Origin of the sequence: Brevibacterium sp. R8603A2, assembly GCF_023072605.1 — a bacterium.
Classification (GTDB): Bacteria; Actinomycetota; Actinomycetes; order Actinomycetales; family Brevibacteriaceae; genus Brevibacterium; species Brevibacterium pityocampae.
Map to the genome: position 1 here is coordinate 53,902 of NZ_JALLGN010000009.1, position 22,936 is coordinate 76,837.

The window sequence follows — 22,936 nt, forward strand, 5'->3', positions numbered from 1 at the left end:
GGTTTCCGGCGAGCCGGGTGTCAGCTGCGGCGGCGGGCGCGCAGGATCAGGCCCGCGCCGAGTCCGAGCAGGAGCACCGCGGCGGCGATCGTCGCAGCGACGTCGACTCCGGTGCGCGGCAGCGGACTGTCGTCCCGGTCACCCTGGTCCCGGTCACCCGGGTCCTGGTTCGGCGCCTCGTCGCCGTCGTCACCGGGCTTGGGGCCGGGCTCGTCCGAGGGGCCGTCGCCCGGGTTCGAGTCGTCGGAGCCGTTGTCGTCGTCACCGGGTCCGGTGCCGTTGTCGCCGGGTTCGGTGACCGTGACGGTGACCTCGATGGTCTCGGAGGAGCCGTCCGGGTAGGTCACGACGACCGGGAAGGTGTGTTCGCCGGGCTCCACGTCGGTGCCCGGGGACACGGTCAGCGTGCCGTCCTCGTTCACCGTCACCCAGTCCGGCACGTCCTCGCCGGGGGCGAACTCGGTGCCCTCGGGCAGCGGTGAGCCGTCCGGGTTCTCCGGGGTCGGGATGGTGATCGTCTCACCCTGCTCGACCTCACCGTTCTCGTAGACCGGATCGTTCGGGTTGTTCACGGTGACAGTGACGTCGACCGTCTCCTCGGAGCCGTCCGGGTAGGTCACCACGACCGGGAAGGTGTGGTCACCCGGGGTCACCGACTCATCCGGGGACACCGTGATCGTGCCGTCCTCGTTCACCGTGACCCAGTCCGGCGTGTCGTCGCCGGGGGCGAACTCGGTGCCCTCGGGCAGCGGTGAGCCGTCCGGGTTCTCCGGGGTCGGGATGGTGATCGTCTCGCCCTGGTCGACCTCGCCGTCCTCGTAGATCGGAGTGTTCGGGTTGTTGACGACCACGGTGACCTGGATCGTCTCGGAGGTTCCGTCCGGGTAGGTCACCACGACGGGGAAGGTGTGCCCGCCCGGGGTCACATCGGCGCCCGGGGACACGGTCAGCGTGCCGTCCTCATTCACCGTCACCCAGTCCGGCGTGTCGTCACCCGGGGCGTACTCAGAGCCTCCGGGCAGCGCGGAGCCGTCCGGGTTGGTCGGGGTCGGGATGGTGATCGTCTCGCCCTGATCGACGATGCCGGTCTCGTAGGCCGGATCGTTCGGGTTGTTGACGACCACGGTGACCTGGATCGTCTCCTCCGAGCCGTCCGGGTAGGTCACGACGATCGGGAAGGTGTGCCCGCCCGGGGTCACATCGGCACCCGGGGACACGGTCAACGTGCCGTCCTCATTCACCGTCACCCAGTCCGGCGTGTCGTCACCCGGGGCGAACTCGGAGCCCTCGGGCAGCGCGGATCCGTCCGGGTTGGTCGGGGCCGGGATCGTGATCGTCTCGCCCTGATCGACGATGCCGGTCTCGTAAGCCGGATCGTTCGGGTTGTTGACGACCACCGTGACGTCGATCGTCTCGGAGGTTCCGTCCGGGTAGGTCACAACCACCGGGAAGGTGTGCCCGCCCGGGGTCACATTCGCGCCCGGGGACACGGTCAGCGTGCCGTCCTCGTTCACCGTCACCCAGTCCGGCACGTCCTCGCCGGGGGCGAACTCGGTGCCCTCGGGCAGCGCGGAGCCGTCCGGGTTCTCCGGGGTCGGGATGGTGATCGTCTCACCCTGATCGACGATGCCGGTCTCGTAGGCCGGATCGTTCGGGTTGTTGACGACCACCGTGACCTGGATCGTCTCCTCCGAGCCGTCCGGGTAGGTCACAACCACCGGGAAGGTGTGCCCGCCCGGGGTCACCTCCGTGCCCGGGGACACGGTCAGCGTGCCGTCCTCATTCACCGTCACCCAGTCCGGCACGTCGTCACCCGGAGCGAACTCCGAGCCCTCCGGCAGTGACGAGCCGTCCGGGTTCGTCGGCGCGGGGACGGTGACCGTCTCACCCTGATCGACCGTCTCGGTCTCGTAGGCCGGATCGTTCGGGTTCTCCACGGTGACCTTCGCCTCGACGTTCTCGGTCGAGCCGTCGGGGCGGGTGACGACGACGGGCACGGTGTACTCGCCCTCGGGGACGTCGTATCCGGGATTGACAGTGATGGTGCCGTCCTCGTTCACGGTCGCCCAGTCCGGGCCGCCCTCACCGGGGGCGAACTCCGTGCCCTCGGGCAGCGGCTCACCGCTCTGGTCGACGGGTACGGGGACGGTCTTCTCCTCGCCCTGCTGGACGGTGGTGTCCTCGTAGGTCGGCATCGGGAGCACGGTGATGGTGACCTCGACGGTCTTCGTGGTGCCGTCGCCGTAGGTCATCTCGACGGGGAAGGTGTAGTCGCCGGGGGCCGCGTCGCCGGGGACCTCGGCGGTGAGCACTCCGGTCTCGGCGTCGATCGCGATCTCGCCCCAGCCTTCGGGCGGGGTCGCGACGGCGGTGGTCGCATCCGGCTGAGTGCCCTGCGGGATGGCGTCCCCGGTGTTCTCGACGGTCACCGAGTCGCCCGGGCGCACGGTCTGCTTGTCCCACTGGGGCAGCGGCGCCTCGCACTGGAGGGTGGAGAAGTCCGCAGTCGCGGCCGACCACGAGTAGAGCTGGCCGCCCTCGGCGAAGTCATCTGCGAGGACCTCGCCGCGGAAGGTGACGGTGGCCCACGACTCGGCCGGCACCTCGTCAGCTTCGATGACGGCGTAGGTGAGGCCGTCCGCATCGGTCTCGTAGGTGATGGTGAAGTTGCTGGAGGGAGCCTGCGTGTAGCCCGGCGCCCACCAGCCGTTCCAGTTGCCCATGGTGGTGATGCGCGTGTCGACCTTCGCGTGCTCGTCCATCCGGAGGACGAGTCGGAAGTTCTCGATCGGCTCCTTGGTCGCCAGGCGCAGGCGGGAGTGCTGCATGATGTTGTTCGGCGAGGAGACGCCGATCTTGTTGCCCCAGCCGTCCATGGCGAGGGTGAGGTAACCGGCATCGGCGCTGGTGACCTGCACGCGACCGGAGGTGGTGAGGCTGTCCTCCGAATCGGCATCCGTGGCGGGGCGGGTGAGCATGTAGCCGTTGTCGAAGTGCGGACGCTGATCGTAGAAGTTGCGCGTGACCCGCGGAGTCGTCTGCGCGAAATTGCGGTCGACATCGGCGTAGACGCCGTCGGCCCGCATGGGGAAGCCCTGGGACTGGCCCATCATCGTCACGGCGCAGGACTGCTGGTTCGACTGGGTCTGGATGTTGAGGCTCTGGTTGATGTCGTCGGTGGGCCAGATGTCCATGTTCCCGGGACGCGGGACTCCGGCGTCGGCGCCGGCATAGAGCTTGTCGACCATATCGTTGCCGGCCGCACGGTACTCCGGCACACCGATCTGGGTCTGCCCGTCGGCGCTGACGGCGGCGGAGGCGGGGGCCATGAGGATGGTGGGCACGGCGCCGGGTGCCAGTGCGACCGCCAGTGCGAGTGAGATGCCGGCGGCTCCGCGACGGAGCGAGCGGCGAGGACGACGGTTGGACATGGAGGACATCGGAGTCCCTTCCTCTGGTGCGCGAAACGACCCGGGGCGCTCACCGCGCGTGGACGCGGAGGACGGTGGGGGAGGACTGCTGATTCCCCGGATATACACAAGGAGTGTACATGCAAACTACTCATCGGTTCCTACCGAATGCCAGTTCTGATCATTATGGTCTGAACTGTTATGGATCGATGTGATCCCGGTCTCAGCCGCGAATGTTTCTCCTGGTAGCGTGCGAGCATGATCGAACCCGCCGATGCGTCGCGCACCTCTGCACCGCTCGTCACACCGCCTGCGGGCCCCGTCCGCGGCCGCGCCGCATCAGGGTGCTCGCAGTTCCTCGGCATCCCCTACGCGCTTCCGCCGGTCGGGGACCTGCGGTTCGCCGCGCCGCAGTCCGTGCCCCGGTGGGACGGGGTGCTCGACACCTCGGAGTTCGGCCCGCCGCCGCCGCGCTTCAGCACACTGGGGCCCGCCGCGGTCGCACCGCACCGGGACGGTGAGGACTGGCTGACCCTGAACATCTGGACGCCGGAGCTGCCGGGAGCGGAGTCGGCGGCAGAGGCGACCCCGGATGCAGAGGTGGCGGGCGCGGTCGCCTCGGAGGCCAGGGCGGAGGGCACCGCGTCAGGCAGAGCGGGTGCTTCGGCGACGGAAGCCGCGGGTGCCTCTGTGTCGAGAGCGGCGGGCGCCTCGGTTTCGAGAGCCGCGGGCGCCACTGCGGGTCCCGGCCTGCCGGTGCTCGTGTGGATCCACGGCGGCGCCTATGTCGACGGCTCCTCCGCCCACCCCGCCTACGAGGGCTCGCGTCTCGCCCGGGCCGGCGCGGTCGTCGTCACCCTCAACTACCGGCTGGGGATCGAGGGGTTCGCGCACTTCCCCGACGCCCCGGCGAACCGCGGCCTGCTCGACCAGGTCGCGGCACTCGAATGGGTGCGGGAGAACATCGCGGCGTTCGGCGGGGATCCGGCGCGCGTCACGGTGTTCGGCGAGTCCGCGGGCGCCGGGTCGATCCACATGCTCCTCACCATGCCCGCCGCGCGCGGCCTGTTCGCCCGCGCCGTCCTGCAGAGCCCGCCGGCCATGGTCCTCGACGCCGGCCTCGCCACCGAGGTGACCGCGGAGTTCGCCGGGCTCGCCGGGGTGGAGCCGACGGCTGCCGGATTCGCCGCGCTCTCACCGGCGGAGTGCACCGACCTCATGGCCCGGTTCGTGCGGGGGCAGACCCGCCACGCCGCACGCTGGGGGCTCGCGGTGACCTTCGCACCGCCGCTGTGCCCGGTCGTCGACGGTGAGGTGGTGCCCACGGATCCGTGGGAGGCGCTGCGCGCCGGCGCGGCCGCCGGGATCGAGGTGCTCATCGGGCAGACCACCGAGGAGTTCCGCTTCTTCACCGCCGGTTCGGCCCCCGCGTCCGAGGCGCGCGCCGCCCAGCGGGTCGCGCTCGTCGGACCGGCGGGTCGGGGCGAGGAGTACACCGCGCTGCTGGGCGGGGCAGGAGCGGAATCCGGCGCAGGTGCAGGTATCGGTGCGGGTCCGGGGGCGGGTTCAGGTGCGGGTGCGGGTGAGGGTGCGGGTGAGGGTGCGGCTGCCGAACCGACTGCGGACGCGAGCGCCGAACCGGGCGTGCCTGCGGCGGAGGGCCCGTCCCCGGACACCCTTTTCGAGGCGGTGCAGACCGACCGCATGTTCACCGTGTCGACCCTCGATGCCGCCCAGGCCCATTCGGACTCCGGCGGTCGGACCTTCGTCTACGTGTTCGCCGCACGGCCCGACGGCGGGATCGGAGCGGCGCACGCCGCGGACATCGCGCCGCTGTTCGGGAACTTCGACGGCAGCTTCGCCGCCGTCACCCATCCGCGTCCGCACGACGGCGACCGGCACCTCAGCGCGGAGATGCGGCAGGCGTGGGTGCGCTTCGCCGCGAGCGGCGACCCGGGCTGGCCGGCCTGGGACAGCACCCACCCGGTGCGGGTCTTCGACTACACCTCGCGCACGGACACGCATCCCTTCATCGACCGCTGGCGCCTGTTCGCCGACGACCCGGCACGCCCCCTCGGGCTCCGCGAGGCCTGAACAGCGGCGCACCGGGTGCCGGTTGACGACTCGGCACCCGGCGCCCGGCACCCCCCCGAGGCCCGACTGCGCGGTATCCCGAACCGAGCGCGCAATTGCGCGTCGCTCTTTGGATACCGCGCAGTACGCGACTGCACCCGGCAGCCGCAGTGCACACACCGGTCACACCTTGCGAATATTCGCGGATCCGCTCTCAGGAACCTTCAGATATTGCACTTCGGACGGGGACGACTGGACTCAGCCCTGGATGCGACTGGCGTGCCCGGACCAGGCGGCCTCGCGGAGCTCGAACTTCTGGATCTTGCCGGTCGAGGACTTCGCGAGCGCATCGACGAACTCGACCTCGCGCGGCGTCTTGTACCGCGCGAGCAGCGAGCGCACGTGGTCGAGCAGCTCCTCGGCCCCGAGCTCCTCACCCGCACGCAGCACGACGTATGCCTTGGGCCGCTCGCCCCACTTCTCGTCGGGCACCCCGATGACCGCGGCCTCGAGCACGGACTCGTGCGCGACGATCGCCTGCTCGACCTCGACGGTGGAGATGTTCTCCCCGCCGGACACGATGATGTCCTTCGCCCGGTCGCGCAGCTCGATGTACCCGTCCGGGTGCATCACCCCGAGGTCCCCGGAGTGGAACCAGCCGCCGGCGAACGCCTTCGCGGTCGCCTCCGGGTTGCGGAAGTAGCCCTTCATGACGTTGTTGCCGCGCATGACGATCTCACCGATCGTCCGCCCGTCGGCCGGCACGTCGGTGAGCTCGTCCCCGCCGCCCACGGCGACCACGCGGATCGGGTCGGTGTGGAGCATCCCCACACCCTGCCGCGACTGCACGCGCGCCCGGGACCGCCGATCGTAGCCGTCCCACTCGTCCTGCCATTCGCACACGGTGTGCGGACCGTAGGTCTCGGTCAGGCCGTACACGTGGACGATCCGGAAGCCGAGCTCCTCGAGCTGCCAGATGATCGTCGGGCTCGGGGGCGCGCCGGCCACCGTGGCGACGATCGTGCGGTCGAGCGGGTGTGCCTCGAGGGCGTTGACGAGCGTCGTCATCACCGTCGGCGCCCCGTTGAGGTGGGTGACGCCCTCGCGGTCGATGAGCCCCCAGATCACCTCGGCACGGACCTCGCGCAGGCACACCTGGGTGCCCCCGGCGGCCGCCACCGCCCAGCCGGTGCACCAGCCGTTGCAGTGGAACATCGGCAGCGTCCACAGGTACACGCTCGCGTGGTCGTGGCGGGAGTGGATGATCTCGCTCATCGCGTTGAGGTAGGCACCGCGGTGGGTGTACATCACACCCTTGGGCTGGCCCGTGGTGCCGGAGGTGTAGTTGATCGACAGCGTCGCGTTCTCGTCGGCCACCGTCCACGGCAGGTGCGCGGTGTGTGCGTCCGCCCCGGCGAGGAACTCGGCGAGGGAGACGGTCGCCGGGTGGGCGAGCGCCTCGGCCGCGGCATCCGTGCCCGAGGTGCGGGCCGGCCCGGCATCCGTGCCCGAGGTGCCCGTTGCGGCGCCCCCCGCCTCACCTGCCGCGCCTTCGGCCTTCGCATCCGCAGCGGCGCCCGCCGCGAGCAGCGGGTCCTCGGCGACGACGATCCGCTCGACGGTCTCGAGGACGTCGGCCACCGGGGCGACGGTGGACCACAGCTCGGCGTCGACGACGAGGAGTCGCGCCTGGCTGTGGTCGCAGATGTAGCGGACCTCCTCGGCGGCGAGCCGGGTGTTGATCGACACGAGCACGGCACCGGCCAGCGGCACCGCGAACTGCGCGATGAGCATCTCCGGCAGATTCGGCACGAGGTAGGCGACGCGGTCACTGGGTTCGACCCCGGCGGCGCGCAGGGCGTGCGCCCGCTGCTCGACGGCCGCGGCGAACTCCGCGTAGGTCAGCGATTCCGACCCGTAGACGAGTGCGCGCTTGTGCGGGAACACGTCGGCCGAGCGGCGCAGGAAGGACAGCGGGGTGAGCTCGGTGGTCCACACCTGGCCCGCGGATTCGACCCGGGCGCTCCTCCCGGTCGCGTCCCCCGGTTCGGCCACGGACACGTCCGCGGTTTCCACCGGGTTCACATCCAACTGCTCGGCTGCTGCCACGCGTTCTGCTCCTTCCACACGTTCTGCGCTGTCCCCAGTCTTCGGCGCGGTCTCTCCCATCGTCTTTCCCATCCCGTGGACCCTCGGCTCAGCGGACGATCGTCAGGTCGATGGCGCGGCGCTCGGGCAGGCGGGTGACCGCCCACAGGGCGAGTGCGGCGGCGAACAGGATGAACGCATTGGCCGCCCACGGCACGCCCTGGGACACGGCGAGCTGGTTGACGTAGGGCGTGGTGCCGCCGAACACCGCGGTGGCGAGCGAGTAGGCCAGGCCGATGCTCGCGGTGCGCGCATGGGTGGGGAAGGTCTCGGCCATGACGCAGGCGAGGAGACTCGCACCGGCGGACAGCACGAACAGGCCGATCGAGGTCGCGACGAACAGGGTCCACGGGCGGTCGTCGATGAAGGCCATGAGCGGGAACTGGGTGACGATGACGCCGATCGCGAAGAACAGCAGCACCGGCCGGCGGCCCACTCGGTCGGACACCGCACCCCAGAACGGGAGGGCGGCCAGGCCGACGACGAGCGCGGCGACGAGCGACCAGTAGGCGCCGGACGGGTCCATGCCCTCCTGGCTGATCGCGTAGGTCGAGACGTAGGAGGTCCACGTGTAGTTGCTCGCCGCGACGCCGGAGACGAGGAAGAAGATCAGCACGATCGACAGCGGACGGCTGAGCGGGGCGAGGGTCTTCGCGGAGAAGGACTCCGCGCCGAGGCCGGCGTGGAGCGCGGCGCTCCCGGTGCGGGTGGCGGCCGGGTCCTCGACGGCGGGGGTGGCCTCGTCGGCCTGGAACACCTGCGACTCGACCATGCCGACGCGCAGCCACAGGGCGACGACCGCGAGCACTGCGCCGAGCAGGAACGGGATGCGCCAGCCCCAGGACTGGACGTCGGGCTCGGAGAGGGTGCCGGTGATGATGCCGCCGATGACGAACGCGATGATCGCGCCGCCGAAGATCGTCATGAACACCGTCGAGCCCCAGAGCCCGCGGCGGTGGGCCGGGGCGATCTCCGCGATGTAGGAGTTCGCGGTCGCGGACTCGCCGCCGTGGGCGAAGCCCTGGACCACGCGGGCGAGCAGCAGGAGCGCGGAGGCGAAGATGCCGATCGATTCGAAGGTCGGGAGCAGGCCGATCATCACCGAGCCGCCGGCCATCATGAGCATGGTGGTGACGAGGACGAAGCGGCGGCCGCGCTTGTCGGCGATCCGCCCGAACACGACGCCGCCGAGCGGCCGGAACAGGAAGCCGATCGCGAACACGCCGAACGTCGAGAGCAGCGCGGAGACCTGATTCTGCGGATTGAACAGGGCGCCGGCGATGAACGGGGCGAACACCGCGTACGCACTCCACTCGTACCACTCGAGGAGCTGGCCGGTGACGGACGCGAGCATCGAGCGCCGCTGCTTCTTGATGTCGATGGCAGGGGTGGCAGGGGCGCGGCCGGGGCCGCTCGACGCACCGGTGGCGGTGACTCGGGAATCTGCTGTCATGGGCAGACCTTCACACGGGCTGATGGCGATGCCGTGGCTACGGAACGTTCAGCGTCATAAACCGGTCATCCGGCGTCACATTCGGTCGCGGGGCGTCACAGAGTGCCGTCACACGCAGCGGCACCGAGAACCGAACTGCGCGGTATCCCAAGCCGAACGCATCATTGCGCGTCTGGTTCGGGATACCGCGCAGTTCGCGGGTACCGAACCTCGGGACCAGAGTCACAGGAGCCTCATGACGTCATGGTCTCAGCCCTTCACGACCTCAGCCCCTCTTATTCTCAGCCCTGGGCGGACTCCTCGTCGCGGCGGTCGAGCTCCTCGACCATGGGGACGCGGATGCCGCGCTCACCGGCGACCTCGGCGGCGCGCTCGTAGCCGGCGTCGACGTGGCGCAGCACGCCCATGCCCGGGTCGTTGGTGAGCAGGCGCGCGAGCTTCTGCGCGGCGAGCTCGGTGCCGTCGGCCACGGACACCTGGCCGGCGTGGATCGAACGGCCCATGCCCACGCCTCCGCCATGGTGGATCGACACCCAGGTCGCACCCGAGGAGGTGTTGACGAGGGCGTTGAGCAGCGGCCAGTCGGCGACCGCGTCGGTGCCGTCGCGCATGCCCTCGGTCTCCCGGTAGGGGCTGGCGACGGAGCCGGAGTCCAGATGGTCGCGGCCGATGACGATGGGTGCCGACACCTTGCCCTCGGCGACGAGCCGGTTGAAGAGGAGGCCGGCCTGGTGGCGCTCCTTGTAGCCGAGCCAGCAGATGCGTGCCGGCAGGCCCTCGAACTCGACGAATTCGGCAGCCGCGTCGAGCCAGGTGCGGAGCGACTCGTTCTCCGGGAACAGCTCCTTGAGCGCGGCGTCGGTGACCTCGATGTCCTTGGGGTCGCCGGACAGCGCGACCCAGCGGAACGGACCCATGCCCTCGCAGAACAGCGGTCGGATGTAGGCCGGGACGAAGCCGGGGAACTCGAAGGCGCGCTCGTAGCCGGCCTTGCGGGCCTCGTCGCGGATCGAGTTGCCGTAGTCGAACACCTCGACCCCGCGGTCCTGGAAGCCGACCATCGCAGCGACGTGCTTGGCCATCGACTCCTCGGCGCGCAGGGTGAACTTCTCCGCGTCCTCGTCCGCCTCCGTCTGCCAGTCCTCGAGGGCCACGCCCAGAGGCAGGTAGGACAGCGGGTCGTGGGCCGAGGTCTGGTCGGTGACGATGTCGACCTCGGCGGCCTCCGGGCGGTCGAGGAGCGCCGGGAGGATCTCCGCGGCGTTGCCGACGAGCCCGACGGACAGCGCCTGCCGGTTCCTCTTCGCCTCGATGACCTGCGCGAGGGCGGTGTCGAGGTCGGTGACGACCTCGTCGAGGTAGCGCTTGGACTTGCGGCGCTCGAGCCGGGTGCGGTCGACGTCGATGATGAGGCAGGCACCGCCGTTGAGGGTGACGGACAGCGGCTGCGCGCCGCCCATGCCGCCGCAGCCGGCGGTCACGGTGAGGGTGCCGGCCAGGGTGCCGTCGAAGCTCTTCCGGGCGATCGCGGCGAAGGTCTCGTAGGTGCCCTGGAGGATGCCCTGGGTGGCGATGTAGATCCACGAGCCGGCGGTCATCTGGCCGTACATCATGAGGCCCTCGGCCTCGAGCTCGCGGAAGTGCTCCCAGTTCGCCCAGTCGCCCACGAGGTTGGAGTTGGCGATGAGCACGCGCGGGGCCCATTCGTGGGTGCGGAGCACGCCGACGGGCTTGCCGGACTGGACGAGGAGGGTCTCGTCGGCCTCGAGGTCGTCGAGGGTGCGGACGATCGCGTCGTAGGCCTCCCAGGAGCGGGCGGCGCGGCCGGTGCCGCCGTAGACCACGAGGTCCTCGGGGCGCTCGGCGACCTCGGGGTCGAGGTTGTTCATGAGCATCCGCTTGGCGGCCTCGGTCTGCCACGACTTCGCGGTGAAGTCGGTGCCGCGGGGGGCGCGGATGGTGCGGCTGGGGTCGTGGCGGGTGAAGCCCGGCTTCTGGTCGGGGCTGCTGGGGGTGATCGTCATGGCGTCTCCTCGGGGCGGGCCGGATCGGGCGGGTGGTCAGGTGGACGCCGGAGTGGCACCACGGGCGGGGCCGGGCCGACGCGTCCTCGGGGCCGGCGATGCTCCCCATTCTTGGCGCGCGCGAGGCCCGCGACCAGGCCCGAACCTCCCAATCCGTCCGAGATCTCGGACGCACGCCGTCGCCGAGGTGTGCCGCGCACGCGCTCGCTCTCCTAGCCTGGTTGGGACCCCGCAGAACCCCGAGGAGCAGAGCATGAATCGCACGCACACGTGGACCGGCCGCGCGGACGGTCCGGGAGACGAGCATCGCCGCTTCTGGCAGATCGTCGAACCCGCCGAGGCGCCCGCCGCCCCGGGGAACCGGGCCGGCACCGATCCCACCCGGCCCGGTGGGCCCGCCGCCGATGCGCCCGCCGCCGATGCCGTGATCCTCGGGTTCGCGAGCGATGAGGGGGTGCGCCGCAACCACGGCCGCCAGGGTGCCGCCGCCGGCCCCGAGGCGATCCGCGCGGCTCTCGGCTCCCTCGCCGTCCACTCCCCGCTGCGCGTGCTCGATGCCGGGGACGCCGTCGTCGCGGGTGAGGACCTCGAGTCCGGGCATGCCGACCTCGCGCGGCAGATCGCCGAGCTGCGGCGCTCCCCCGAGCTGTCCGGAGCGCTGACCGGGGTGCTCGGCGGCGGGCACGAGACCGCGTGGGGAAGCTATCTGGGGCTCGCCGAGGAGTGCGCGGACCGGCGCCTGGGCATCCTCAACCTCGATGCCCACTTCGACCTGCGGCAGGCGGAGAGGCCCACCTCGGGCACGCCGTTCCGGCAGATCGCGGCGGACCGCGCCGCGCGCGGGGCGGACTTAGACTACACGGTGATCGGGATCAGCGAGGCGAACAACACCACCACGCTGTTCGACACCGCGCGGGAGCTCGGCGTCACCTGGCTGAGCGACGTCGAATCCCAGGACGTCGCGCGGGCGGTCCGCTGGGTCGAGGAGTTCGCGGCCGGGGTCGATGACCTCTATCTCACGATCGATCTCGACGTCCTGCCGGCGGCGGTGGCGCCGGGCGTGAGCGCACCGGCCGGACTCGGGGTGCCCACCGCGGTGATCCTCGCGGCGTGCGCTGCCGCGGCGGCGAGCGGGAAGCTGCGGCACTTCGACATCGTCGAGCTCAACCCGCGCTACGACGTCGACGGCCGCACCGCCCGCACCGCGGCCCGGCTCGTCCACGAGATCCTCACCCGCGCCGCGGCTGAGCGGTCGGGCGACTCGAGGGTCTGAGCGAACGGCCGCCAGCGGACGTCAGACAGCGAACCACGGACTGCAGGAACACGACGCCGGCCAGGCCGACAACCGTCTGATCGACCGGATCCGGCCGCTGCAGCTCACCGCCCGGCGGCGTACCCCTGCATGCCGCGCGGGTTCGCAGCCGCCCTGAGCACACCGGTCTCCGGGTCGCGGATCACGCACGACAGGCGGCCGAGCGCCCAGTCGCCGGCCCGGGTCACGCGGTGACCGCGCCGCTCGAGCCCAATGATGACGTCCTCGCCCAGCCGGTCCTCGACCACCGCTCCCGCGGGTTCCCAGGTGCGCGGGTAGAACGAGCCGGGCATCGCGGTGGTGTGGAACGCCGGGGCGTCGATCGCGGCCTGCGGGTCGAGACCGCCGACCAGCAGCCGGAGGAGCAGGAGCAGCTGCCACTGGTCCTGCTGGTCGCCGCCCGGCGTGCCGAGCGCCATCACCGGTTCCCCGTCGCGGAGCACGAGGGTCGGCGAGAGCGTGGTGCGCGGTCGCGCTCCCGGTTCCAGACGGGACGGCGAACTCGCGTCGAGCCACATCATCTGCAGCCGCGTGCCGAGGCAGAACCCCAGCCCGGGCACGGTAGGCGAGGACTGGAGCCACCCGCCCGAGGGTGTTGCGCTCACCATGTTCCCCCACCGGTCGACGACATCGATGTGGCACGTGTCGCCGCGGACCGCGGCGCGCGCCTCGGGCGTGGGTTCCGCGGGCTTCGGCACCGTCGGCTCCCCGATCCCGAGGCCCCCTGCAGCACCGAACTCCGCCTCGGTGCGCAGCAGCGGCAGCACGGGGCCGGCACCGGGGAGGGTGCCGGGCCGGAACCCGCGGGAGGCGTGTTCGCCGATGAGTGCGCGACGCTCGGCGGCGTACTCCGGGCTCAGCAGCACGGCGAGCGCCTCCGGGGTCAGTGCGGTCGCGGACCCGCTGTCCCCGTAGTAGGTGTCGCGGTCGGCGAGGGCGAGCTTGAACGCCTCGAGCACGGTGTGCGCACCGAGCTCGGTGCCAGGATCGAGGTGCGCTTCGTCGAAGCCGTCGAGGATCGCGAGCGCCTGGAGGAGCACCGGACCCTGGCCCCACGGCCCGGTCTTGGCGATCGTGTATCCGCGGAAATCCAGGGTGAGCGCGTCCTCGAAGCCGGCGGTCCAGTCGGCCATATCGGCCGCGGTGAGGACCCCGGCGTGCAGGCCGCCGTCGGAATGGCGATGCGGGGTGCGGATGAAATCGGCGATGCTGCGCGCGACCCGACCGGTGCGCCATTCCCGCCGGGCGGCGGCGATCCGCTCCTCTCGGGTGGGTTCTCCGTCCCCGGTCGCGACGAGCTCTCGGAGCACTTGCGCGTACTCCGGGTTGCGGATGAGCGATCCGGGCTCGGGGGCCTGCCCGTTCTCCAGCCACAGGTCCGCGGAGCTCGGCCAGTCGGTCCGGAACAGCGCGCTCGCGCTGTCGATCGTCTCAGCGACGCGGGCGAGCACGGGATGTCCCCGTTCGGCGTAGTCGATCGCGAAGGCGAGGACCTCGGCGAGCTCCCACGTGCCGTGCTCCTGGAGGAGCAGGAGCCAGGCGTCGACGGCTCCCGGTACGGCGGCGGCCAGCGCGCCGGCGCCGGGCACCGCGTCGAGCCCTTCGGTGCGGAAGTCCTCGATCGTCGCTCCGGCCGGGGCGGGGCCCTGGCCCATGAGGACGACGGGACGGCCCGGCTCCTGGGCAGTGGCGAACACCCCGGTCATGTCGCCGCCGGGACCGTTGAGGTGCGGCTCGACGACGTGGAGGACGAAGGCTGCGGCGACGGCCGCGTCGAAGGCGTTGCCGCCGCGCTCGAGCACCGCCTGGGCGGAGCCGGTCGCCAGCCAGTGCGTGGACGCGCTCATCCCGAAAGTGCCCTCGAGGGTCGGGCGGGTCGTGGTGGTCTCGCTGCGGAAGGTCATGTCAGCCTCCGGTGACGGTCCAGAGCCGCGAGGTCTGGTCCTCGGTGACGAGAAGGAAGCGGGTGGTAGAGCTCAGGGAGGCGAAGTCGGCGACGTCGCCGGAGTCGTTCGCCTCGCCAGTTGCGGCATCGTAGAAGGTGAGCGCACCGTCGTCGACGACCGGCACGAAGTCGAGGTCCGGCAGGTAGCCCTGCCCGCCCCACGGGTCGGATCCGCCCTGCGCCTCGGAGGCCCACACGACCTCGCCGCTCGCGGCATCGAACGCGGTGACGGAGCTGTCGACGGTCGGGACGACGACGACCGGACCCTCGGGCCCGTCGACGGCGGCGTACTGGGCTCCCCCGATGTCGGATTCGGGCGTCGCGTACTCGAGGACGCTCTCCGGTGCCTGCTCCTCCGATTGCCAGGCGATCGCCGCGAGGTCGGAGCCCCAGTACGCCACGGTCGAGGCGAACAGCTGCACCATGATGCATGCCCCCTCACCGGTCGGGGTGAAGACCGGCTGTGCCGTGCACACCGGATCGAAGGTGTCCTCGAGATCGAGGGCCGCGTACGCCTCGGCGTGCTCCTCCGGATCGAGTGGAGTGAGCGCACCGGCGTCGCTCATCGGGAGACCCTCCGGCACTGTCAGGAACGCCTGTCTCTGCACGAGCCCGCTGTACGGGTCATCCGGATCCTCCCCGCCGTACACGTAGACAGCGCTGCTCGGGTCTCCCGTGGGCACCACCGAGAACCATTCGACGCCGGTGTCGTCGGCCGTGCGGAGCTCGGTGAGGTCGAGCGTCGTGTGCTCCCCGGTCGCGAGGTCGACGCGGGTGAGCATCGAGCTGCCGTCGTCGGCCCATGGAAGCAGCCCGTACCAGCGGTCCGGGGAGATGCTCAAGGTGGACCCGCCGAACGGCAGGCCGCCCGCACCGACGGTGAGGGCCGGCCACGCCTCCTCGCCGGTCGCGGGGTCGAGTGCGATGACGAGCGGATCGCCGTCGGCGCCGGTCGTGCAGCTGTCCTTCTTCATCACCATGAAGTACTCGAGGAGGATGACGTCGCCTTCTTCCAGCACGGTGCCGGTCGCGGTGGTCGCGGGGCCGAAGCCCCAGTCCTCGTGGCACCCTGCTCCGGCCTCGGCGGGCGCGAATCGCCACACCTCCGCGCCGTCGTTCCACTGGCGGGCGACGAGCGCACCGGACAGGTCGTCGATGATGACGATGTCGCCGGAGGAGTAGGCGAGGGGTGCGGACATCATCTCGTCGTCGAGCTGCACCTGCTCGGCCCACAGCGCGGTGCCCTGGTTGTCGATCGCGCGGAGCTGCCCGTTCGTCCAGTCGACGAGCAGCGCACGATCGCGCCCATCGTCGGTGAGGACGTGACCGCTGTAGTCGAGATCGATCGGCTCGGACAGCGCGGGCGGCTCCGGCAATGGGGAGGCCGATTCCTCGGGGGCCGGGGCCGTCCCGCTCTCCGCTCCTCCGGAGCATCCGGCGACCAGCACGAGCACGAGAAACGCCCCGGCGGCGGCGGCGAGCCTCGGTCCGACACGGGGGATCTGCACGGTCATGGCGGGCCTTCCGGTGGTCCGATTCTCGGTCTGCTTCCTTGATTATGCCCGAGCCGACGGCCGGGTGACCTGCGCGCAGACTCGCTCGGCCCGCCATCGATCGCTCGATCTACACATCTATAGCGTCATCACAATAGACGCCCAGAGAGCCGAATCCCCCGCCCCATCGACTGTGCATCCGGCCGCACACACGACGAGCGTGCGGGCAGTGGGCGTTCGCCGTGGCTGCCCACACGCTCTCGAGGTCGACTGGAGAGGTGCTGGAGATCAGTGCTGCGTCAGCTCGTGGCGGCCGACCACCATGTGGTGCACCTCGTCCGGGCCGTCGGCGAAGCGCAGGTGCCGCACGTCCGCGTACAGCTCGGGCAGCGGCGTGAACTGCGACAAGCCGTAGGCACCGTGGATCTGGATCGCCTGGTCGATGATCTGGCAGGCCTTCTCCGGGACATGCGCCTTGGCCATCGAGACCCAGACGCGGGCTTCCTTGTTGCCCAGCACGTCCATGGCCTTCGCCGCCTTGAGCACCAGCAGGCGCATCGATTCGATGTCGATGCGCGCACGGGAGATCTTCTCGATGTTCCCGCCGAGCTTGGACAGCGGCTGGCCGAACGCGGTCCGCGAGTTGCCGCGCTTGACCATGTAGTCCAGCGCGACCTCGGCCTTGCCGATGGTGCGCATGCAGTGGTGGATGCGGCCGGGGCCCAGGCGGAGCTGGGAGATCTCGAAGCCGCGGCCCTCGCCGAGGAGCATGTTGGACTCCGGGACGCGCACGTCGGTGAACCGGATGTGCATGTGTCCGCGGGGGGCGTGGTCCTCTCCGAAGACGTGCATCGGGCCGACGATCTCGACCCCCGGGGTGTCGATGGGCACGAGGATCTGCGAGTGGTTCTGACCGCGCGGACCGTCGTCGTTGGTCCTGACCATCGTGATCATGATCTTGCAGCGCGGGTCCCCGGCACCGGAGATGTAATGCTTCTCGCCGTTGATCACCCACTCGCCGTTCTCCAGCACTGCCCGGGTCGCGACATTCTTGGCGTCCGAGGTGGCGACGTCCGGCTCCGTCATGGCGTAGGCCGAACGGATCTCGCCGTTGAGCAGCGGCTTCAGCCACTGCTCCTTCTGCTCGGGCGTACCGACCCGCTCGAGGACCTCCATGTTGCCGGTGTCCGGTGCGGAGCAGTTCATCGTCTCCGAGGCCAGGGGGCTCTTGCCGAGCTCGATCGCGATGTAGGCGTAGTCGAGGTTCGACAGGCCGTCACCGGTCTCCGCGTCGGGCAGGAAGAAGTTCCACAGCCCCTCCTCCTTCGCCTTGTCCTTGGCCTTCTGCAGGACCTCGAGCTGTCCCGGCGCGAAGCTCCAGCGGTCTGCGTGGCCCTCACCGAGCGTGACGAACTCCGCGTACATCGGGTCGACGGTGTCCTTGATGAACCGCTTCACGTGGTTGAGCAGAGGCAGCGCCTCTTCGGACATGCGCAGGTCATTCAGTGCGTCCTGGGGATCGGTGCTGCCGACCTCGACGTGGTCCTTGGTGCCTTCTTCTGCGAACTTCATCTCTCGCCCTCCTTGGCGTCATGGGTTCCAGGCGGCGGGCTGAAGGGCGGCGAGGACTCGACCCGGCGCCACGTCGACCCATCCGACTCTGGATGGTCGCTGCTGCCAGCTTCTCATACGGCGAGCCCCGATCGCCTCTTCTATACGTCTATAGCGCTATGACAATAGGTTCGTATCGGTGCGAATCTTCCGGGCACGAAGATCAAGCTCAACCACATGTCCCGGTGGGCCGCCGCGCCCGCCTCGCTCCTCGCACTCACCGTCGTCGCCGGCTGCGGCGACCCCGGCCAGGCCGGCGGTCCGGCCGGTGATGAGAGCTCCGCGGGCGCCTCGGCGGAGCCCGCCGCCCGGGAGACGACCGAGGCCGCAGGCGCCGCGCCGCGCCTCGCCGTGACCTATGACGGCGGGGTCATGGTGCTCGACGGCGAGTCCCTCGAGGTCCTCGACACCTTCCCCGCCGAGGGCTTCACCCGCCTCAACCCGGCCGGCGACAACCGGCACCTGTTCCTCACCGAGGGCGACTCCTTCCGGCTCCTCGACCTCGGCACATGGTCCGAGCCGCACGGCGACCACGCCCACGCCTACACCACCGACCCGCTCCTCACCGAGCAGCGCATCACCGGCAGCCACCCGGGCCACCTCGTGAACCACGACGGGCGGAGCCTCGCGTTCTTCGACGGCACCGGGGAGATGCACCTGTTCGACCCCGCGAACCTCTCCGCCGACTCCCCGATCGACACCACGGTCACCACCACGGACGAGGCGCACCACGGAGTCGCCGTGCCCCGCGCCGACGACTCCACCGTCGTCACGATCGGGAACGAGGAGTCCCGTTCGGGTGTGAAGATCGTCGACGAGGCGGGCGAGACGGTCGCGGAGAGCACCGGCTGCCCGGGCGTCCACGGGGAGGCGGTCGCAGAAGGCGGGGTCATCACCGTCGGCTGCGAGGACGGACTGCTCATCATCGACGGGGACGAGATCCGCAAGGTCGACTCACCCGACGACTACGGCCGGATCGGCAACCAGTTCGGCAGCGAGCACTCCCCCGTGGTGCTCGGCGACTACAAGGTCGAGGAAGGTGCCGAGCTCGAGCGACCCACCCGCGTCACCCTCACCGACACCGGATCCGGCGAGCTGCGCCTCGTCGATCTCGCCGCCTCGTACTCCTTCCGCTCGCTGGCCCGCGGGCCGCAGGGCGAGGCGCTCGTCCTCGGCACCGACGGCACGCTCCGGGTCATCGACCCCGCATCCGCCGAGGTGACCCGGGAGATCGAGGTGGCCGAGCCGTGGGAGGAGCCGGTCGAGTGGCAGGAGCCGCGCCCCATCGTCCACGTCGCCGGTGACGAGGTGCTCGTCACCGAACCCGGCACGCAGACGCTCCATGTCGTCGACATCGGCGCCGGCGAGGTGACGCGGAGCAGTGAGCTGCCCGAGGTGCCCAACGAGGTGGGCAGCGCCTCCGGGAAGGCCCCCGCTGCCGACCACGCTCATGACCACGGCGATCACGAGGGGCACGATCATGGCGAGGAGGGGCACGGCCACGAAGGTCATGACCACGGCCACGAGCACAGCGAGGACGACCATGACCACGGTGACCACGAGGGGCACGACCACTGACGACCGCTTCGGTCCGTGACAGAGTGCGCGACGTCCCGGCTCCGGCTCGACTGCACTGCCCGGAACCGAGCTCAGGACAATATCGACGAATCTAGCCTCCACCCGATAGTCCGGTAGCGAGGGATAGCCGAGGGCCCGGGGAAGGAGATCCTTCCCCGGGCCCTCGCACATCACCGGCACCTCACCGCGGAACCGGCCGGTGCTCACGACGGAGCCGGCCGGCTCCTCGGCATGCGGCTCACCGCGCGGAGGTCCTCACAGCTCGGAGATGCGTCCGCCCTCGGCGACGACCTTCTCGAGCAGCGGGGACGGGGTGAAATCGGCCCCGTACTTCTCCTCGTAGTGGCGCAGCCGCTCGAGCACGTGCTCGGCGCCGAGCTGGTCGGCGTAGAACATCGGGCCGCCGCGGTACACCGGCCAGCCGTAGCCGTTGACGTAGATGACGTCGATGTCGGAGGCGCGGACCGCCTTGCCCTCCTCGAGGATGCGCAGACCCTCGTTGATCATCGGCAGGGTGCAGCGCTCGAAGATCTCCTCCTCGGAGATCTCGCGCGGCTCCACACCTTCCTTGGCCCGGAAGTCCTCGATGATCTTCGCCGCGACCGGCGACGGGGTCGACTTCCGGTTCTCGTCGTAGTCGTAGTAGCCGGCACCGGTCTTCTGCCCGCGGCGGTCCATCTCGCAGAGCACCTCGCGCACGGTGCGTCCGGCGGACTCCTCCTTGCGCCAGCCGATGTCGAGGCCGGCGAGGTCGCTCATCTGGTAGGGCCCCATCGGCAGTCCGAAGTTCGTGACCGCGGTGTCGATGTCCCAGGGCATCGCGCCCTCCATGAGGAGGCGCTCGGACTCGCGGCGGCGCGCGTAGAGGATCCGGTTGCCGACGAATCCGGGGCACACGCCCACGAGCACCGGGATCTTGCCGATCTTCTTCGACAGTGCCATCACCGTGGCGATGACCTCCTTCGAGGTGTGGTCGGCGCGGACGACCTCGAGGAGCTTCATGACGTTGGCCGGGGAGAAGAAGTGCATACCGATGACGGACTCCGGCCGCTTGGTCACCGCGGCGATCTCGTCGATGTCGAGACCGGAGGTGTTCGTCGCGAGGATCGCGCCGGGCTTGCAGATGGCGTCGAGCTCGGTGAAGATGCTCTTCTTCACGTCCATGAGCTCGAACACGGCCTCGATGACGAGGTCGACGGAGGCGAGGTCGTCCTTGGTGAGCGATCCGGTGATGAGTCCCATCCGCTCCTCGACCTGGGCGGCGGTGATGCGGCCCTTCGAGGCGGTGCGCTCGTAGTTCTTGCGGATCACGCCGAGCCCGCGCTCGAGCGCCTCGGGCTGCTGCTCGACGATGGTCACCGGGATGCCGGCGTTGGCGAAGTTCATCGCGATGCCGCCGCCCATGGTGCCCGCACCGATGATCCCGACGGACTCGACGGGGATGCGCGGGGTGTCGCGCGGGACGTCGGGCACCTTGGCCGCGGCGCGCTCGGCGAAGAAGTAGTAGCGCTGGGCGGCGGACTCCGGGCTGCTGACGAGTTCGGCGAACAGCCTCTTCTCGACCTCGCGGCCTTCGTCGTAGGGGAGGTTCACCGCCGCCTCGACGCACTGCACGATCGCCTCGGGCGCCTTGAAGCCGCGGAACTTCCGGGCGTGTTTCTTCCGGAAGTCGGCGAACAGCTCCGGCTTGTCCCGGTCGGAAGTCACCTTGTCGTCGCGGTCGCGCACTCGGCGCAGCTCGCCGCCCTCGGCGACGATCCGGCGGGCGAACGCGATCGCGTCCTCGCGCAGCGACGCGTCGGGCACGACCTCGTCGACGACCCCGTACTCGAGGGCCTCGGCGACGGGCACGTGCCGGCCGGTGATCATCCAGTCGAGCGCCACCTCGGCGCCGGTTAGGCGCGGCAGGCGCTGGGTGCCGCCGGCCCCGGGCAGCAGGCCGAGGTGCACCTCGGGCAGGCCGACCTTCGCGGACTGCGCGGCCACCCGGTAGTGGGCGCAGAGCGCGGTCTCGAGGCCGCCGCCGAGTGCGGTGCCGTGGATCGCGGCGACGATCGGCTTGGGCGAGTTGTCCATGATCTCGCGCTCATCGGGGCCGGTCTGCGCGCCCGAGTCCGAGCCGAACTCGGAGATGTCGGCGCCGGCGATGAATGTCCGTCCGGCGCAGATGAGGACGATCGCGTGCACGGCGTCGTCATCGATGGCGGCGGTGAAGCCCTGCTGCAGGCCCGCACGGACCGCGGCCGACAGTGCGTTGACCGGGGGCGAGTCCAGGGTGAGGACGGCGATCCCGTCCTCGATGTCCAGGGTGACGACTTCGTTGATCTGTTCCACGTGGTTCCTCCTCGTCGAGTGCGTTCCCCCTCATCGTATGCAGTGACGCGGGTCACGCGGACCGCCGGGCACATCGTGGGACGCGGGCGCTCCCGAGGTGCCCGCCGGGTCGACGAGGCTTGCCCGGAAGGGGCCGGTGACCGAGCCGGCCGGGCACCGCGCGAGCCGGCCGATCCCGAGGCGCCCACCGGGTCACCCAGCCGGGTCAGGCCACCGGGTCGGGGGTCTCCGGCCGGGTCCCGTCGCCGAGGTCGGGGCCCGGCAACCGGCCCTCCGGATCGCGGAGCATCACCCGGTGCCCGTCGCCGCGCAGCCGGCGCATCCCCTCGAGGATCATGCGTCGGCCCACATCGTGCACCCGCCCCACCCGTGCCAGGTCGACGACGACGGTGCCGGAGGGCACGGCGCAGTCGACCGCCGCGCGGAGGAAGGCCTCCCCGCCGTTGAAATCGAGGGGTCCCTGGAGGGCGATGGTCGTCGCGGCATCGGTGACCTCGACCTCGCGCACGGCGGTGTCGCCCGTCGGCTCCGCGCCCATGAGGTGCATCCCCATGTCCTCGGACAGGCGCTGGAAGATCTTCACCCCGCGCACGCTGTTGCCCTGCGGGTCGAGCGGCGGGGAGAAGGTCGCCAGGCCCAGCCGGCCGGGCAGGGTGCCGAGCAGGCCGCCGGCGACACCGGATTTGGCAGGGATCCCGACAGTCGTCATCCAGCGGCCCGCGGCGTTGTACATCCCCGCCGAGGCCATCACCGCCTGCACCTGCCGGCACACCGCCTGTGAGAACACCCGCTGTCCGGTGATCGGCTGGATGCCGCCGTTGGCCAGGGTCGCGGCCATGACGGCCAGATCACGGACGGTGACGAGCACCGCGCACTGGCGGATGTAGCTCGTCACCGCGTGCTCGGCGGTGTCGGTCACCACGCCGGTGTCGCGGAGCATGTAGGCCATCGCCATGCTGTAATCGGAGTGGGCGAGCTCGGACTCCGCGACCCGCTCGTCGATGCTCAGCTGCCGCCCGGCGAGCGCGGAGAACCGGTCGAGGAGCAGGCCCACCCGCGAGTCGACGCTCGCGGACCGTCCACCGATGAGCTGGGTGACGGCGATCGCGCCGACGTTGATCATCGGGTTGTCCGGCCGGCCGGTCTCCTCGTCGAGCGAGATGTCGTTGAACGCCTCGCCCGAGGGCTCCATCCCCACCCGGGCGTCGACGACCTCGGGCCCGCGCTCCTCGAGGGCGACGGCGTAGGCGAAGGGCTTGGAGATCGACTGGATCGAGAACGCGTGCTCGTCATCGCCCACGCTGTAGAGGTCGCCGGACGCCGTGCAGAGTGCTGCGCCGAGCAGCTCCCGGTCGACCTCGGAGAGCACGGGGATGTAGTCGGCGACCTCCCCGCCGGTCGCGGAGCGGGCATCGGTGATGATCTCGGTGAGGTAGTCGGAGATCGGGCTCTTCATCGTCTCGCCTTCCGTCGCGGTCGCCGTCCTCGCCGGTGAGCGGCGAGGACCGGCACGTGCGGTTCTCATTATAGGGGAGGCGCCGCTCGGCCCGGCTCC

The 22,936-nt window shown here is 70.7% G+C and carries 12 protein-coding genes; 3 read left to right on the plus strand and 9 right to left on the minus strand.

Going from position 1 to position 22,936, the window contains the following annotated elements; genetic code table 11:
• Positions 1 to 20: 20 nt before the first annotated feature.
• The gene (locus MTQ12_RS10325; protein WP_247618545.1) at positions 21 to 3,440 is read right to left on the minus strand and encodes a Rib/alpha-like domain-containing protein; all 3,420 of its coding nucleotides are present in this window, start codon (positions 3,438 to 3,440) and stop codon (positions 21 to 23) included.
• A 228-nt stretch (positions 3,441 to 3,668) separates the two neighbouring features.
• Here MTQ12_RS10325 and MTQ12_RS10330 point away from each other — a divergent pair, with 228 nt between their 5' ends.
• On the plus strand, positions 3,669 to 5,504 hold the full coding sequence (locus MTQ12_RS10330; protein WP_247618546.1) for a carboxylesterase family protein: 1,836 nt from the start codon (positions 3,669 to 3,671) through the stop codon (positions 5,502 to 5,504).
• A 237-nt stretch (positions 5,505 to 5,741) separates the two neighbouring features.
• On the opposite strand, the gene MTQ12_RS10335 is transcribed toward MTQ12_RS10330, so the two are convergent.
• The 3 genes from MTQ12_RS10335 to hutU form a co-directional block, all read right to left on the minus strand.
• Positions 5,742 to 7,592 carry a long-chain-fatty-acid--CoA ligase gene (locus tag MTQ12_RS10335; RefSeq protein ID WP_247618547.1) on the minus strand — a complete coding sequence of 617 codons (1,851 nt, stop codon included), beginning with the start codon at positions 7,590 to 7,592 and terminating at the stop codon, positions 5,742 to 5,744.
• 88 nt (positions 7,593 to 7,680) lie between these two features.
• Entirely contained in the window at positions 7,681 to 9,084 is a 1,404-nt protein-coding gene (locus MTQ12_RS10340; protein WP_247618548.1) for an MFS transporter, read from the minus strand.
• A gap of 281 nt (positions 9,085 to 9,365) precedes the next feature.
• The gene (hutU, locus tag MTQ12_RS10345) at positions 9,366 to 11,108 is read right to left on the minus strand and encodes a urocanate hydratase (RefSeq protein ID WP_247618549.1); all 1,743 of its coding nucleotides are present in this window, start codon (positions 11,106 to 11,108) and stop codon (positions 9,366 to 9,368) included.
• A gap of 253 nt (positions 11,109 to 11,361) precedes the next feature.
• Between hutU and hutG the strand changes: the two genes are divergently transcribed.
• A complete protein-coding gene (hutG, locus tag MTQ12_RS10350; protein ID WP_247618550.1) occupies positions 11,362 to 12,381 on the plus strand; it encodes a formimidoylglutamase in 1,020 nt (339 codons plus the stop codon).
• A 104-nt stretch (positions 12,382 to 12,485) separates the two neighbouring features.
• Here hutG and MTQ12_RS10355 read toward each other — a convergent pair whose 3' ends face one another.
• From MTQ12_RS10355 to MTQ12_RS10365, 3 genes are all read right to left on the minus strand, one after another.
• The gene (locus MTQ12_RS10355; RefSeq protein ID WP_247618551.1) at positions 12,486 to 14,324 is read right to left on the minus strand and encodes a gamma-glutamyltransferase; all 1,839 of its coding nucleotides are present in this window, start codon (positions 14,322 to 14,324) and stop codon (positions 12,486 to 12,488) included.
• 1 nt (position 14,325) lies between these two features.
• Positions 14,326 to 15,879: a PQQ-binding-like beta-propeller repeat protein gene (locus tag MTQ12_RS10360; RefSeq protein ID WP_247618552.1), complete on the minus strand. Its 1,554-nt coding sequence runs from the start codon at positions 15,877 to 15,879 to the stop codon at positions 14,326 to 14,328.
• Positions 15,880 to 16,146: 267 nt separating this feature from the next.
• Positions 16,147 to 17,430: an acyl-CoA dehydrogenase family protein gene (locus MTQ12_RS10365; RefSeq protein WP_247618553.1), complete on the minus strand. Its 1,284-nt coding sequence runs from the start codon at positions 17,428 to 17,430 to the stop codon at positions 16,147 to 16,149.
• Between the two features lie 216 nt (positions 17,431 to 17,646).
• On the opposite strand from MTQ12_RS10365, the gene aztD reads away from it, so the two are divergent.
• The gene (aztD, locus tag MTQ12_RS10370) at positions 17,647 to 19,047 is read left to right on the plus strand and encodes a zinc metallochaperone AztD (protein ID WP_247618554.1); all 1,401 of its coding nucleotides are present in this window, start codon (positions 17,647 to 17,649) and stop codon (positions 19,045 to 19,047) included.
• A 255-nt stretch (positions 19,048 to 19,302) separates the two neighbouring features.
• Here aztD and MTQ12_RS10375 read toward each other — a convergent pair whose 3' ends face one another.
• Complete coding sequence (locus tag MTQ12_RS10375; RefSeq protein ID WP_247618555.1) at positions 19,303 to 21,381, minus strand: 3-hydroxyacyl-CoA dehydrogenase NAD-binding domain-containing protein; 2,079 nt, start codon at positions 21,379 to 21,381, stop codon at positions 19,303 to 19,305.
• Positions 21,382 to 21,586: 205 nt separating this feature from the next.
• Positions 21,587 to 22,837: a glutaminase gene (locus MTQ12_RS10380; RefSeq protein WP_137318436.1), complete on the minus strand. Its 1,251-nt coding sequence runs from the start codon at positions 22,835 to 22,837 to the stop codon at positions 21,587 to 21,589.
• Between the last annotated feature and the right edge of the window lie 99 nt (positions 22,838 to 22,936).

What these genes read in the sequence shown, in the direction of transcription:
- hutU (WP_247618549.1), bottom strand. Translation starts at nt 11,108, where the DNA reads ATGACGATCACCCCCAGCAGCCCCGACCAGAAGCCGGGCTTCACCCGC.
- MTQ12_RS10380 (WP_137318436.1), bottom strand. Translation starts at nt 22,837, where the DNA reads ATGAAGAGCCCGATCTCCGACTACCTCACCGAGATCATCACCGATGCC.
- aztD (WP_247618554.1), top strand. Translation starts at nt 17,647, where the DNA reads ATGTCCCGGTGGGCCGCCGCGCCCGCCTCGCTCCTCGCACTCACCGTC.
- MTQ12_RS10360 (WP_247618552.1), bottom strand. Translation starts at nt 15,879, where the DNA reads ATGACCGTGCAGATCCCCCGTGTCGGACCGAGGCTCGCCGCCGCCGCC.
- MTQ12_RS10365 (WP_247618553.1), bottom strand. Translation starts at nt 17,430, where the DNA reads ATGAAGTTCGCAGAAGAAGGCACCAAGGACCACGTCGAGGTCGGCAGC.
- MTQ12_RS10330 (WP_247618546.1), top strand. Translation starts at nt 3,669, where the DNA reads ATGATCGAACCCGCCGATGCGTCGCGCACCTCTGCACCGCTCGTCACA.
- hutG (WP_247618550.1), top strand. Translation starts at nt 11,362, where the DNA reads ATGAATCGCACGCACACGTGGACCGGCCGCGCGGACGGTCCGGGAGAC.
- MTQ12_RS10355 (WP_247618551.1), bottom strand. Translation starts at nt 14,324, where the DNA reads ATGACCTTCCGCAGCGAGACCACCACGACCCGCCCGACCCTCGAGGGC.
- MTQ12_RS10325 (WP_247618545.1), bottom strand. Translation starts at nt 3,440, where the DNA reads ATGTCCTCCATGTCCAACCGTCGTCCTCGCCGCTCGCTCCGTCGCGGA.
- MTQ12_RS10340 (WP_247618548.1), bottom strand. Translation starts at nt 9,084, where the DNA reads ATGACAGCAGATTCCCGAGTCACCGCCACCGGTGCGTCGAGCGGCCCC.